This window comes from Actinorugispora endophytica (assembly GCF_004363075.1).
Lineage (GTDB): Bacteria > Actinomycetota > Actinomycetes > Streptosporangiales > Streptosporangiaceae > Actinorugispora > Actinorugispora endophytica.
In genome coordinates this window covers 75891-87765 of sequence record NZ_SNYN01000011.1, presented here as the reverse complement: position 1 = coordinate 87765, position 11875 = coordinate 75891, and the positions used below count along the sequence as shown (strand labels likewise).

19 protein-coding genes are annotated in these 11875 nt (G+C 66.1%); all 19 read left to right on the top strand.

The features are described 5' to 3' along the window. Positions 1–455: 455 nt before the first annotated feature. The 19 genes from rpsL (at position 456) to EV190_RS14725 (ending at position 11834) form a co-directional block, all read left to right on the top strand. Positions 456–827 carry a 30S ribosomal protein S12 gene (gene rpsL / locus EV190_RS14815; RefSeq protein ID WP_133742145.1) on the top strand — a complete coding sequence of 124 codons (372 nt, stop codon included), beginning with the start codon at positions 456–458 and terminating at the stop codon, positions 825–827. Further along, positions 828–1298: a 30S ribosomal protein S7 gene (gene rpsG, locus EV190_RS14810; protein ID WP_133742144.1), complete on the top strand. Its 471-nt coding sequence runs from the start codon at positions 828–830 to the stop codon at positions 1296–1298. A 45-nt stretch (positions 1299–1343) separates the two neighbouring features. After that, positions 1344–3458, top strand: coding sequence for an elongation factor G (fusA, locus tag EV190_RS14805; protein WP_133742143.1), 2115 nt, complete (start codon positions 1344–1346; stop codon positions 3456–3458). A gap of 51 nt (positions 3459–3509) precedes the next feature. Then, positions 3510–4703, top strand: coding sequence for an elongation factor Tu (gene tuf / locus EV190_RS14800; protein ID WP_133742142.1), 1194 nt, complete (start codon positions 3510–3512; stop codon positions 4701–4703). 225 nt (positions 4704–4928) lie between these two features. Further along, positions 4929–5237, top strand: a complete 309-nt coding sequence (gene rpsJ / locus EV190_RS14795) for a 30S ribosomal protein S10 (RefSeq protein ID WP_013156110.1) — start codon at positions 4929–4931, stop codon at positions 5235–5237. A 14-nt stretch (positions 5238–5251) separates the two neighbouring features. Then, positions 5252–5899, top strand: coding sequence for a 50S ribosomal protein L3 (gene rplC, locus EV190_RS14790; protein WP_133742141.1), 648 nt, complete (start codon positions 5252–5254; stop codon positions 5897–5899). A 3-nt stretch (positions 5900–5902) separates the two neighbouring features. After that, positions 5903–6571, top strand: a complete 669-nt coding sequence (gene rplD / locus EV190_RS14785; RefSeq protein ID WP_133742140.1) for a 50S ribosomal protein L4 — start codon at positions 5903–5905, stop codon at positions 6569–6571. Next, complete coding sequence (gene rplW, locus EV190_RS14780) at positions 6568–6858, top strand: 50S ribosomal protein L23 (RefSeq protein WP_133742139.1); 291 nt, start codon at positions 6568–6570, stop codon at positions 6856–6858. Before rplD ends, rplW begins: the two co-directional genes overlap by 4 nt. A 54-nt stretch (positions 6859–6912) precedes the next feature. Continuing rightward, positions 6913–7746, top strand: a complete 834-nt coding sequence (rplB, locus tag EV190_RS14775; RefSeq protein ID WP_133742138.1) for a 50S ribosomal protein L2 — start codon at positions 6913–6915, stop codon at positions 7744–7746. A 12-nt stretch (positions 7747–7758) separates the two neighbouring features. Next, complete coding sequence (gene rpsS / locus EV190_RS14770; protein ID WP_133742137.1) at positions 7759–8037, top strand: 30S ribosomal protein S19; 279 nt, start codon at positions 7759–7761, stop codon at positions 8035–8037. A 72-nt stretch (positions 8038–8109) separates the two neighbouring features. After that, positions 8110–8487 carry a 50S ribosomal protein L22 gene (gene rplV / locus EV190_RS14765; RefSeq protein ID WP_133742182.1) on the top strand — a complete coding sequence of 126 codons (378 nt, stop codon included), beginning with the start codon at positions 8110–8112 and terminating at the stop codon, positions 8485–8487. After that, positions 8487–9305 (top strand): 30S ribosomal protein S3, encoded by an 819-nt coding sequence (gene rpsC / locus EV190_RS14760; protein ID WP_133742136.1) that lies wholly within the window; start codon positions 8487–8489, stop codon positions 9303–9305. Before rplV ends, rpsC begins: the two co-directional genes overlap by 1 nt. Before the next feature lie 2 nt (positions 9306–9307). Continuing rightward, positions 9308–9724 carry a 50S ribosomal protein L16 gene (gene rplP, locus EV190_RS14755; protein WP_133742135.1) on the top strand — a complete coding sequence of 139 codons (417 nt, stop codon included), beginning with the start codon at positions 9308–9310 and terminating at the stop codon, positions 9722–9724. Between the two features lie 2 nt (positions 9725–9726). Further along, positions 9727–9984: a 50S ribosomal protein L29 gene (gene rpmC, locus EV190_RS14750; protein ID WP_133742134.1), complete on the top strand. Its 258-nt coding sequence runs from the start codon at positions 9727–9729 to the stop codon at positions 9982–9984. Further along, entirely contained in the window at positions 9981–10262 is a 282-nt protein-coding gene (rpsQ, locus tag EV190_RS14745; RefSeq protein WP_133742133.1) for a 30S ribosomal protein S17, read from the top strand. The genes rpmC and rpsQ overlap by 4 nt, the downstream gene beginning before the upstream one ends. Positions 10263–10385: 123 nt before the next feature. Beyond that, positions 10386–10754, top strand: a complete 369-nt coding sequence (gene rplN, locus EV190_RS14740) for a 50S ribosomal protein L14 (protein ID WP_017593360.1) — start codon at positions 10386–10388, stop codon at positions 10752–10754. Positions 10755–10757: 3 nt separating this feature from the next. Next, positions 10758–11063: a 50S ribosomal protein L24 gene (rplX, locus tag EV190_RS14735; RefSeq protein ID WP_133742132.1), complete on the top strand. Its 306-nt coding sequence runs from the start codon at positions 10758–10760 to the stop codon at positions 11061–11063. Further along, positions 11063–11638 carry a 50S ribosomal protein L5 gene (rplE, locus tag EV190_RS14730; RefSeq protein ID WP_133742131.1) on the top strand — a complete coding sequence of 192 codons (576 nt, stop codon included), beginning with the start codon at positions 11063–11065 and terminating at the stop codon, positions 11636–11638. The genes rplX and rplE overlap by 1 nt, the downstream gene beginning before the upstream one ends. Positions 11639–11648: 10 nt before the next feature. Further along, complete coding sequence (locus EV190_RS14725) at positions 11649–11834, top strand: type Z 30S ribosomal protein S14 (protein ID WP_133742130.1); 186 nt, start codon at positions 11649–11651, stop codon at positions 11832–11834. Positions 11835–11875 lie beyond the last annotated feature (41 nt).

Genomic DNA, 11875 nt, shown 5'->3' with positions numbered 1-11875 from the left:
CGTGGCGCGGACTTCACCTGATGTTCGCCTGTGGTAAGGGGGTATCGACCGCCGCCACCCCGGAAATCAACGTGACCACTCTTGACAGGCCGTACACTGAAAGGGACCTACGGCAGCATTGGGCTGCGGGGAACGGGCGTCGAGTACGGCCACCGTCATTTTGACCAGGTGGCTGTGCTTAGGTACTCTCTAACTTCGTGCCCGTGAGTCTACGGGTCACACGTGTGCGCTTTTTGCGTCTGTCCCTGTTCATGCGGGCGGCGGGGGAGAGCGGCGCGTGACACCTCCTCCCATGACAATCGGCCACCAGGTCGGGCGTATTCGGTGCCGCCATGCGTGGAATTGAGCGCGACACGCCCGAGTGCGTGGGTCGGGGGGAACGGGAAATCCAGCAGGTCATAGCGCATCGAATGGCTAGAGAACCGGCGTAGGTCAAGAGGGAAGACGGAGACGCGGTGCCCACGATTCAGCAGCTGGTCCGAAAGGGCCGCAAGACCAAGGTTTCGAAGAACAAGACCCCGGCGCTCAAGGGCAGCCCCCAGCGTCGCGGCGTGTGCACGCGTGTCTACACGACCACGCCGAAGAAGCCGAACTCCGCGCTGCGCAAGGTGGCCCGTGTCCGGCTGAGCAGCCAGATCGAGGTCACGGCCTACATCCCCGGCGTCGGCCACAACCTGCAGGAGCACTCGATCGTGCTCGTGCGCGGTGGTCGTGTGAAGGACCTGCCGGGTGTTCGCTACCGCATCGTCCGCGGTTCGCTCGACACCCAGGGTGTCCGCAACCGCAAGCAGGCGCGCAGCCGCTACGGCGCCAAGAAGGAGAAGTAAATGCCGCGCAAGGGTTCGGCGCCGAAGCGCCAGCTGATCAGTGACCCGGTCTACGGATCGCCGCTGGTCACCGCACTCATCAACAAGGTGCTGCTGGACGGCAAGCGTTCCATCGCCCAGTCCATCGTCTACGAGGCCCTCGAGGGCGCTCGGGAGAAGACCGGGCAGGACCCGCTCGTGGTTCTCAAGCGTGCGCTCGACAACGTGAAGCCCGCCCTCGAGGTGCGCAGCCGCCGTGTCGGTGGCGCCACCTACCAGGTTCCGGTCGAGGTCCGTGCGTCGCGCAGCACCACGCTCGCCCTGCGCTGGCTCGTGCAGTACAGCCGCGCCCGCCGCGAGAAGACCATGACCGAGCGCCTCATGAACGAGCTGGTGGACGCCAGCAACGGTCTGGGCGCCGCTGTCAAGCGTCGCGAGGACACCCACAAGATGGCGGAGTCCAACCGGGCCTTCGCCCACTACCGCTGGTAATCCCCGCGGCTTTTCGATACGAGAGACCGAGAGAAGACGAGCCACATGGCTACCACTGCTCTTGACCTTGCCAAGGTCCGCAACATCGGGATCATGGCGCACATCGACGCGGGCAAGACCACGACGACCGAGCGGATCCTGTTCTACACCGGTGTCAACCACAAACTCGGCGAGACCCACGACGGCGCCTCGACGATGGACTGGATGAAGGAAGAACAGGAGCGCGGCATCACGATCACGTCCGCCGCGACGACCACTCACTGGGACGACCACACGATCAACATCATCGACACGCCCGGCCACGTCGACTTCACGGTCGAGGTCGAGCGGTCGCTGCGTGTGCTCGACGGCGCGGTCACCGTCTTCGACGGCAAGGAGGGTGTGGAGCCGCAGTCCGAGACTGTGTGGCGCCAGGCCGACCGGTACAACGTGCCCCGGATCTGCTTCGTCAACAAGATGGACAAGATCGGCGCGGAGTTCCAGCGCTGCGTCGACATGATCAGCGACCGGCTGGGCGCCAACCCGCTGCCCGTCCAGCTGCCGATCGGCGCCGAGTCCGACTTCAAGGGCGTCATCGACCTCGTCAGGATGAAGGCCTACGTCTGGAGCGACGAGGCCGCCAAGGGCGAGATGTACGAGACGATCGACATCCCGGACACGCACGCCGAGGCCGCCCGCGAGGGCCACGACAAGCTGGTCGAGATCCTCGCCGAGGCCGACGACGAGATCATGGAGCTCTACCTGGAGGGCCAGGAGCCCACCATCGAGCAGATCGTCCCGGCCATCCGCCGCGCCACCATCGCGGGCACCGCCATCCCGGTGCTGTGCGGAACCGCGTTCAAGAACAAGGGCGTGCAGCCCCTGCTCGACGCGGTCGTCGCCTACCTGCCCTCTCCGCTGGACATCGAGGCCATCTCCGGCCACGACCCCAAGGACGAGAGCGAAGAGGCGAGCCTGGTCCGCAAGCCCAGCGAGGACGAGCCGCTCTCCGGCCTGGTCTTCAAGATCATGAGCGACCCGCACCTGGGCAAGCTGTCCTACGTGCGCGTCTACTCGGGTCGCCTGGAGGCCGGCACCCAGGTGCTGAACAGCATCAAGGGCCGCAAGGAGCGCATCGGCAAGATCTACCGGATGCACGCCAACAAGCGCGAGGAGATCTCCTCCGTCGGCGCCGGTGACATCGTCGCCGTCATGGGCCTCAAGGACACCACCACCGGTGAGACCCTGTGCGACCCGGCCTCCCCGATCGTTCTGGAGTCGATGACGTTCCCCGCCCCGGTCATCCGGGTCGCGGTCGAGCCCAAGACCAAGAGCGACCAGGAGAAGCTGGGCGTCGCGATCCAGCGCCTCGCCGAGGAGGACCCCTCCTTCCAGGTGAACACCGACGAGGAGACCGGCCAGACGATCATCGCGGGTATGGGTGAGCTGCACCTCGAGGTGCTGGTCAACCGCATGCGCGAGGAGTTCCGGGTCGAGGCGAACATCGGCAAGCCGCAGGTCGCCTACCGCGAGACCATTCGCAAGAAGGTCGAGAAGGTCGAGTACACCCACAAGAAGCAGACGGGTGGCTCCGGCCAGTTCGGTCGCGTCATCATCGACCTCGAGCCCCTCGTGGCCGACGAGGACAGCGACGGCGCGGGCTACGAGTTCGAGAACAAGGTCACCGGTGGCCGCATCCCGCGGGAGTACATCCCGTCGGTCGACGCGGGCTGCCAGGAGGCCGCCCAGTTCGGCATCCTCGCCGGGTACCCGCTGGTCGGCGTCAAGGTGACCCTGCAGGACGGCGCCTACCACGACGTCGACTCCTCGGAACTCGCCTTCAAGGTCGCCGGTTCCATGGCTTTCAAGGAAGCGGCGCGCAAGGCCAGCCCGGTTCTTCTGGAGCCGGTCATGGCGGTCGAGGTCACGACGCCCGAGGACTACATGGGTGACGTGATCGGCGACCTGAACAGCCGGCGGGGCCAGATCCAGTCGATGGACGAGCGTTCCGGCGCCCGGATCGTCAAGGCCCTGGTCCCCCTGTCGGAAATGTTCGGCTACGTGGGCGACCTGCGCAGCCGTACTCAGGGTCGAGCTCAGTACAGCATGCAGTTCGACTCCTACGCGGAGGTCCCGACCAACGTCGCCCAAGAGATCGTGGCGAAGGTCCGCGGCGAATAGCCGCACACGTAACCAGTCAGCTAAGCAACCCGTACGTCTAGGAGAAATCCAGTGGCGAAGGCCAAGTTCGAGCGGACCAAGCCGCACGTAAACATCGGCACCATCGGTCACATCGACCACGGTAAGACCACTCTTACCGCGGCGATCACCAAGGTCCTGCACGACGCGCACCCCGAGCTGAACCCCTTCACGCCTTTCGAGGACATCGACAAGGCCCCTGAAGAGCGCGAGCGCGGTATCACCATCTCCATCGCGCACGTGGAGTACCAGACGGAGTCCCGTCACTACGCCCACGTGGACTGCCCGGGCCACGCGGACTACGTGAAGAACATGATCACCGGTGCCGCTCAGATGGACGGCGCGATCCTGGTCGTCGCCGCCACCGACGGTCCGATGCCGCAGACCAAGGAGCACGTGCTCCTGGCCCGCCAGGTCGGCGTCCCCTACATCGTCGTCGCCCTGAACAAGGCCGACATGGTGGACGACGAGGAGATCTTCGAGCTCGTCGAGCTCGAGGTCCGCGAGCTGCTCAGCGAGTACGAGTTCCCGGGCGACGACCTGCCGGTCGTCCGCGTCTCCGCGCTCAAGGCCCTCGAGGGCGACGCCAAGTGGGGCGAGAGCATCCTCGAGCTCATGGCCGCGGTGGACGCGAACATCCCCGAGCCGGTCCGTGACGTCGAGAAGCCGTTCCTGATGCCGATCGAGGACGTCTTCTCGATCACCGGCCGCGGCACCGTCGTCACCGGCCGCATCGAGCGCGGTGTCGTCAACGTCAACGAGACCGTCGACATCGTCGGTATCAAGGACGAGAAGCAGACGACCACCGTCACCGGTGTCGAGATGTTCCGCAAGCTGCTCGACCAGGGCCAGGCCGGTGACAACGTCGGTCTGCTCCTGCGCGGCATCAAGCGCGAGGACGTCGAGCGCGGCCAGGTCGTCATCAAGCCGGGCACGACCACCCCGCACACCGAGTTCGAGGGCCAGGTCGTCATCCTGTCCAAGGACGAGGGCGGCCGCCACACGCCGTTCTTCAACAACTACCGTCCGCAGTTCTACTTCCGCACCACGGACGTCACCGGCGTCGTCACGCTGCCCGAGGGCACCGAGATGGTCATGCCCGGTGACAACACCGAGATGAGCGTTTCGCTGATCCAGCCGATCGCCATGGAAGAGGGCCTGAAGTTCGCCATCCGCGAGGGTGGCCGGACCGTGGGCGCGGGCCGCGTTACCAAGATCATCAAGTAGCACGACCGTATGTCGGGCGGTCGAGTCCGTCAGTGACTCGACCGCCCGCACCATGAAGGACGTCATCGGGCTCTGTAGCGGTGATGCCACCTCAGGGGACAGCCCTGTAGCAGTTTCTTAGGTGAATAGAGCCTCAAGGGAAAAGGGCAGTCCCTCGGAGCGCGCACAGGCCCACCACGGCGCCGCGCCTCTACGGACACTTAAGCGAAGGACGAAAAGGCCACCATGGCGGGACAGAAGATCCGCATCCGGCTCAAGGCCTACGACCACGAGGTCATCGACAGCTCGGCGCGCAAGATCGTCGAGACTGTGACGAGGACCGGTGCGCAGGTCGCGGGGCCGGTGCCGTTGCCGACGGAGAAGAACGTTTACTGCGTCATCCGATCGCCGCACAAGTACAAGGACTCGCGCGAGCACTTCGAGATGCGCACGCACAAGCGGCTGATCGACATCATCGACCCGACGCCGAAGACCGTCGACTCGCTCATGCGTCTCGACCTCCCGGCCGGCGTCGACATCGAGATCAAGCTCTAAGGGACGCTGAAGACATGACCAAGCAGATCAAGGGAGTCCTGGGCGAAAAGCTCGGCATGACCCAGGTCTTCGACGACGCCGGCAAGATGGTGCCGGTGACGGTTCTGAAGGCCGGTCCGTCTGTCGTGACTCGCGTCCGCACCCCGGAGACCGACGGCTACTCCGCCGTGCAGCTCGGCTACGGCCAGATCAACCCGCGCAAGGTGAACAAGCCGCTCGGCGACTACCTGCGCAAGCACGAGCTCACCCCGCGCCGCCACTACGTCGAGGTGCGGACCTCCGACGCCAGCGAGTACGCGCTGGGCCAGGAGATCACCGCCGACGCGTTCGAGGCCGGCCAGCGGGTCGACGTCACGGGCAAGAGCAAGGGCAAGGGCTTCGCGGGTGTCATGAAGCGCCACGGCTTCAAGGGCCTCAGCGCTTCGCACGGTACCCAGCGCAAGCACCGCTCGCCCGGATCCATCGGCGGCTGCGCCACGCCGGGCCGCGTTTTCAAGGGCCTGCGGATGGCCGGTCGCATGGGCAACGTGCGCAAGACCATCCAGAACCTCACCGTGTTCTCGGTCGACGCCGAGAAGGGCCTCATTCTGGTCAAGGGTGCGGTTCCCGGCCCCAACGGCGGCCTGGTGCTCGTCCGCACCGCCGCGAAGGGGGACAAGTAAGTCATGGCGACCATCGAGGTCAAGAACCACGACGGCACGGCCAAGGGCAGCGTTGAGCTTCCCGGTGAGATCTTCGGCCGGCAGGTCAACATTCCGCTGATCCACCAGGTCGTCGTCGCGCAGGAAGCTGCGGCCCGCCAGGGAACGCACTCCACCAAGACCCGCGGTGAGGTCCGTGGCGGCGGCAAGAAGCCGTACCGCCAGAAGGGCACCGGTCGCGCCCGGCAGGGCTCCACCCGCGCTCCGCAGTTCGTCGGCGGTGGCACGGTGCACGGCCCCAAGCCGCGCGACTACAGCCAGCGGACGCCCAAGAAGATGAAGGCCGCCGCCCTGCGCGGTGCCCTCTCGGACCGGGCCAACCACGGTCGCGTGCACGTCGTCAGCGAGTTCGTCGCCGAGGACGTCACCACCAAGCGCACCCAGGCCGCTCTGCGGGCGCTGCGCCAGATCACCGACTCCGACAAGGTGCTGGTGGTCCTCGCGCACGAGGACGAGCACAACCGGGTCGCGCTCCGGAACCTGCCCGAGGTGCACATTCTCGACGCGGACCAGGTCAACACGTACGACGTGCTGTACGCGGACGACATCGTGTTCACCGAGGCCGGTTACGAGGAGTTCCTGGCGCACGCCCAGGGCGCCAAGACCGCGGCGTCTCAGGAGGACGACCAGTGAGGATCCCCGACCCTCGGGACATCATCATCGAACCGGTGATTTCCGAGAAGAGCTACGGCCTGATGGACCAGAACAAGTACACGTTCATCGTCCGGCCGGACGCCAACAAGACCCAGATCAAGATCGCGGTGGAGAAGATCTTCGACGTGAAGGTCACCTCCGTGAACACGATCAACCGGCAGGGCAAGCGCAAGCGCACCAGGTTCGGGTTCGGTAAGCGTCCCGACACCAAGCGCGCGATCGTGAGCCTCAAGGACGGCGACCGGATCGACATCTTCGGAGTCTGATCCACCCGTCTGCTGTTTCGTTTCGAGTAACACGTAAAGGAATGCGCGAAGAAGATGGGCATTCGTAAGTACAAGCCGACGACCCCGGGTCGCCGCGGGTCGAGCGTGAGCGACTTCGTCGAGATCACGCGCTCGACCCCGGAGAAGTCCCTGGTCCGTCCGCTCCACTCCAAGGGCGGGCGCAACGGCCACGGCCGCATCACCGCCCGCCACCAGGGCGGCGGTCACAAGCGCGCCTACCGCGTGATCGACTTCCGTCGCCACGACAAGGACGGTGTGCCGGCCAAGGTCGCGCACATCGAGTACGACCCGAACCGCACCGCGCGGATCGCGCTGCTGCACTACGTGGACGGCGAGAAGCGCTACATCCTGGCGCCCGCCGGCCTCAAGCAGGGCGACCGGGTCGAGAACGGTCCCACGGCCGACATCAAGCCGGGCAACTGCCTCCCGCTGCGCAACATCCCCACGGGTACGTTCGTGCACGCGGTCGAGCTCAAGCCGGGCGGTGGCGCCAAGCTGGGCCGTTCCGCCGGGTCTCAGATCCAGCTGCTCGCCAAGGAGGGCGCCTACGCCACGCTGCGTATGCCCTCCGGTGAGATGCGCCAGGTCGAGGTCACCTGCCGGGCGACCGTCGGACAGGTCGGCAACGCCGAGCAGTCCAACATCAACTGGGGCAAGGCCGGCCGCATGCGGTGGAAGGGCAAGCGCCCGACCGTCCGCGGTGTGGCGATGAACCCGATCGACCACCCGCACGGTGGCGGTGAGGGCAAGACCTCCGGTGGTCGCCACCCGGTCAGCCCGTGGGGTAAGTCCGAGGGCCGCACCCGCAAGCAGGGCAAGGCCAGCGACCGGCTCATCGTGCGTCGGCGTTCCAAGAAGAAGCGGTAAGGAGCACGTCTGATGCCACGTAGCCTTAAGAAGGGTCCCTTCGTCGACCACCACCTGATCAAGAAGGTGGAGGACCAGAACGAAAAGGGCACCAAGAACGTCATCAAGACGTGGTCCCGTCGCTCCATGATCATCCCCGAGATGATCGGGCACACCATCGCCGTGCACGACGGGCGCAAGCACGTGCCCGTGTTCGTGTCCGAGTCGATGATCGGCCACAAGCTCGGCGAGTTCGCTCCCACGCGCACTTTCCGCAGCCACGTCAAGGAAGACCGGCGCAGCCGTCGTTAACGGTTTGCCGGTCGATCAAGAACCAAAGCCCCACGGTGCGTGGGGGTGATTTCCGTGAGCGAGGGAAAAGCGATGGGAACGAGGGCACAAGCGCGGTTCGTCCGCGTTACGCCCCGAAAGGCCCGCCGAGTGGTGGACCTTATTCGCGGGCTGCCCGCTGACGAGGCACAGGCGGTGCTCCGGTTCGCGCCTCAGGCGGCAAGTGAACCGGTGGGCAAGGTGCTCGCGAGCGCCATCGCCAACGCCGAGCACAACGACAAGTTGGACCGCGAGACGCTGGTCGTCAGCAGTGCGTGGGTGGACGAGGGTCCGACCCTGAAGCGGATTCGGCCGCGAGGCTTCGGTCGCGCGTTCCGCGTCACCAAGCGGACGAGCCACATCACCGTGGTCGTCGCGTCCCGTGACGCCGCGGGCGCCTCGTCGACAAAGACGAAGGAAAGGACCCGATAGTGGGACAGAAGGTCAACCCGCACGGGTTCCGCCTCGGAGTGACCACCGACTTCAAGAGCCGGTGGTTCGCAGACAAGCTGTACAAGGACTACGTCAAGGAAGACGTGGCCATCCGCCGGATGCTGACCCGCGGCATGGAGCGCGCCGGGATCTCCAAGGTCGAGATCGAGCGCACCCGTGAGCGTGTCCGCGTCGACGTCCACACCGCCCGGCCGGGCATCGTCATCGGCCGTCGCGGTGCGGAGGCCGACCGCATCCGCGCCAACCTCGAGAAGCTGACCAACAAGCAGGTCCAGCTGAACATCCTCGAGGTCAAGAACCCGGAGATCGACGCTCAGCTCGTCGCCCAGGGTGTCGCGGAGCAGCTGTCCAGCCGAGTCGCGTTCCGCCGTGCGATGCGCAAGGCCATGCAGAGTGCGATGAAGAGCGGTGCCAAGGGCATCCGCATCCAGTGCGGTGGTCGTCTCGGCGGTGCCGAGATGTCCCGCTCGGAGTTCTACCGTGAGGGTCGCGTGCCGCTGCACACGCTGCGCGCCGACATCGACTACGGCTTCTTCGAGGCCCGCACCACCTTCGGCCGCATCGGTGTGAAGGTCTGGATCTACAAGGGCGACGCGCCCGCCACCCGCGCCGAGCGCGAGGCCGCCCAGGCCGCGCAGCGTGCGCCGGGCGGCGGCGGTGGCGGCGGCGGTCAGCGCCGCGAGCGGCCGCAGCGTCGTCGTCGTGGCGGCCAGCAGGGCGACAAGCCCGCCGCTGCGCCGGCCGCCGAGGCTCCGCAGGCTGAGAAGCCGGCGAACTCCGGGAACGAGGGGAGCTGACCATGCTCATTCCCCGCAGGGTCAAGCACCGCAAGCAGCACCACCCCAGTCTTCGGGGTCGTGCCAAGGGCGGCACCAGCGTCAACTTCGGTGAGTACGGCATCCAGGCCCTGGAGTCCGCCTACGTCACCAACCGGCAGATCGAGTCGGCGCGTATCGCGATGACTCGGCACATCCGCCGTGGCGGCAAGGTCTGGATCACGATCTTCCCGGACCGCCCGCTGACCAAGAAGCCCGCCGAGACCCGCATGGGTTCCGGTAAGGGCTCCCCGGAGTGGTGGGTCGCTCCGGTCAAGCCCGGACGTGTGATGTTCGAGCTGGCCGGCGTGCCCGAGCCCATCGCGAAGGAAGCTCTTCGCCGGGCGATGCACAAGCTCCCGATGAAGTGCAAATTTGTGAAGCGAGAGGCGGGGGAGTAGTAATGGCTAAGTCCCTGACCGCCACCGAGCTGCGCGACCAGTCCGTCGAGGACCTGGCCGGCAAGCTCAAGGAGGCGAAGGAAGAGCTGTTCAACCTCCGCTTCCAGGCCGCCACCGGGCAGCTGGACAACCACAGCCGGTTGCGCACCGTCAAGCGTGAGATCGCTCGGATCTACACGGTTATGCGGGAGCACGAGCTGGGCATCGTGTCGCTTGCTGCCGCGGAGTCGGCTGAGAAGACGAAGGAAGCAGCCGAATGAGCGAGAACACGGCGACGCGGGACCAGGAGCGCAACTACCGCAAGGTGCGCGAGGGTTACGTCGTCAGCGACAAGATGGAGAAGACCGTCGTTGTCGAGGTGGAGGACCGCGTCAAGCACCCGCTTTACGGCAAGGTCATCCGCCGGACCACGAAGTACAAGGCCCACGACGAGGCGAACTCCGCCGGAGTCGGTGACCGGGTTCGCCTGATGGAGACCCGGCCGCTGTCCGCGACCAAGCGCTGGCGCGTCGTGGAGATCCTGGAGAAGGCTAAGTAAGAGATCGCTCAGCGATCTCTGACCCCTGGTCGGCGGCCGATTTGTGGAGATCGGCCGCCGCGGTGGGGTGGACCACCTAGCGAGCGCGGGGCGTGATCCCGCGCGCATATATCAGGAGCAGACGTGATTCAGCAGGAGTCGCGACTCAAGGTCGCCGACAACACGGGGGCCAAGGAGATCTTGACCATCCGTGTCCTCGGCGGTTCGGGTCGGCGCTACGCGGGCATCGGTGACACGATCGTGGCGACCGTCAAGGACGCCCTGCCCGGCGCGGGCGTTAAGAAGGGCGATGTCGTCAAGGCCGTTGTCGTGCGCACCACCAAGGAGCGCCGCCGGCCCGACGGCTCCTACATCCGCTTCGATGAGAACGCCGCCGTGCTCATCAAGGACGGTGGGGACCCGCGGGGCACCCGCATCTTCGGCCCGGTGGGCCGGGAGCTGCGGGACAAGAAGTTCATGCGCATCATTTCGCTGGCGCCGGAGGTGCTCTAGGCGATGAAGATCAAGAAGAACGACGAGGTCGTCGTCATCGCCGGCAAGGACAAGGGCGCCACGGGGAAGGTCAAGAAGGCCCTCCCCAAGGAGCAGCGTGTCGTCGTCGAGGGCGTCAACCTCATCAAGAAGCACAAGAAGGCGAACCAGGCGGGCGGTCAGCAGGGTGAGGTCGTCACCCTGGAGGCCTCGATCCACGTGAGCAACGTCGCGCTCGTCGAGGACGGCAAGCCCACCCGGGTCGGTTACCGCTTCGAGGAAGACGGAACCAAGGTTCGGATCTCCCGCCGTACTGGTAAGGACATCTGATGACGGTCACGAACGAGATTGCCGCTCCGGCGCTCCCGCGGCTCAAGCAGAAGTACCGCGAGGAGATCATCGCGGGCCTGCGTGAAGAGTTCGACATCAAGAACATCATGCAGGTCCCCGGTCTCACCAAGATCGTGGTCAACATGGGTGTGGGCGACGCCGCGCGCGACGCCAAGCTCATCCAGGGCGCCATCGCCGACATCACGGCGATCACCGGCCAGAAGCCCAAGCTCAACCGGGCCAAGAAGTCCATCGCGCAGTTCAAGCTGCGCGAGGGCCAGCCGATCGGCGTCAGCGTGACGCTGCGCGGCGACCGGATGTGGGAGTTCCTGGACCGGCTGCTCTCCCTGGCGCTGCCCCGCATCCGTGACTTCCGCGGGCTCTCCCCGAAGCAGTTCGACGGCAACGGGAACTACACCTTCGGTCTGACCGAGCAGGTCATGTTCCACGAGGTGGACCCCGACAAGGTCGACCGCCAGCGCGGCATGGACATCACGGTCGTCACCTCGGCGACCAACGATGACGAGGGGCGCAGCCTGCTCAAGCGGCTCGGTTTCCCCTTCAAGGAAGCGTAGGGGAGAAGAGATGGCTAAGAAGGCGCTCATCGCCAAGGCGAACCGGAAGCAGAAGTTCGAGGTTCGCGCATATACTCGATGCTCGCGGTGCGGTCGTCCGCGCGCGGTCTTCCGGAAGTTCGGCCTGTGCCGTGTCTGCTTCCGCGAGATGGCGCACCGAGGCGAGCTCCCCGGCATCACCAAGTCCAGCTGGTAGCGAGCCCGAAGCAGGGCCGGCCCTCGGGGCCGGTCCGGCTC

What these genes read in the sequence shown, in the direction of transcription:
- rpsG (WP_133742144.1), top strand. Translation starts at nt 828, where the DNA reads ATGCCGCGCAAGGGTTCGGCGCCGAAGCGCCAGCTGATCAGTGACCCG.
- fusA (WP_133742143.1), top strand. Translation starts at nt 1,344, where the DNA reads ATGGCTACCACTGCTCTTGACCTTGCCAAGGTCCGCAACATCGGGATC.
- rpsJ (WP_013156110.1), top strand. Translation starts at nt 4,929, where the DNA reads ATGGCGGGACAGAAGATCCGCATCCGGCTCAAGGCCTACGACCACGAG.
- rplC (WP_133742141.1), top strand. Translation starts at nt 5,252, where the DNA reads ATGACCAAGCAGATCAAGGGAGTCCTGGGCGAAAAGCTCGGCATGACC.
- rplD (WP_133742140.1), top strand. Translation starts at nt 5,903, where the DNA reads ATGGCGACCATCGAGGTCAAGAACCACGACGGCACGGCCAAGGGCAGC.
- rplB (WP_133742138.1), top strand. Translation starts at nt 6,913, where the DNA reads ATGGGCATTCGTAAGTACAAGCCGACGACCCCGGGTCGCCGCGGGTCG.
- rpsS (WP_133742137.1), top strand. Translation starts at nt 7,759, where the DNA reads ATGCCACGTAGCCTTAAGAAGGGTCCCTTCGTCGACCACCACCTGATC.
- rplV (WP_133742182.1), top strand. Translation starts at nt 8,110, where the DNA reads ATGGGAACGAGGGCACAAGCGCGGTTCGTCCGCGTTACGCCCCGAAAG.
- rplP (WP_133742135.1), top strand. Translation starts at nt 9,308, where the DNA reads ATGCTCATTCCCCGCAGGGTCAAGCACCGCAAGCAGCACCACCCCAGT.
- rpmC (WP_133742134.1), top strand. Translation starts at nt 9,727, where the DNA reads ATGGCTAAGTCCCTGACCGCCACCGAGCTGCGCGACCAGTCCGTCGAG.
- rpsQ (WP_133742133.1), top strand. Translation starts at nt 9,981, where the DNA reads ATGAGCGAGAACACGGCGACGCGGGACCAGGAGCGCAACTACCGCAAG.
- rplX (WP_133742132.1), top strand. Translation starts at nt 10,758, where the DNA reads ATGAAGATCAAGAAGAACGACGAGGTCGTCGTCATCGCCGGCAAGGAC.
- rplE (WP_133742131.1), top strand. Translation starts at nt 11,063, where the DNA reads ATGACGGTCACGAACGAGATTGCCGCTCCGGCGCTCCCGCGGCTCAAG.
- EV190_RS14725 (WP_133742130.1), top strand. Translation starts at nt 11,649, where the DNA reads ATGGCTAAGAAGGCGCTCATCGCCAAGGCGAACCGGAAGCAGAAGTTC.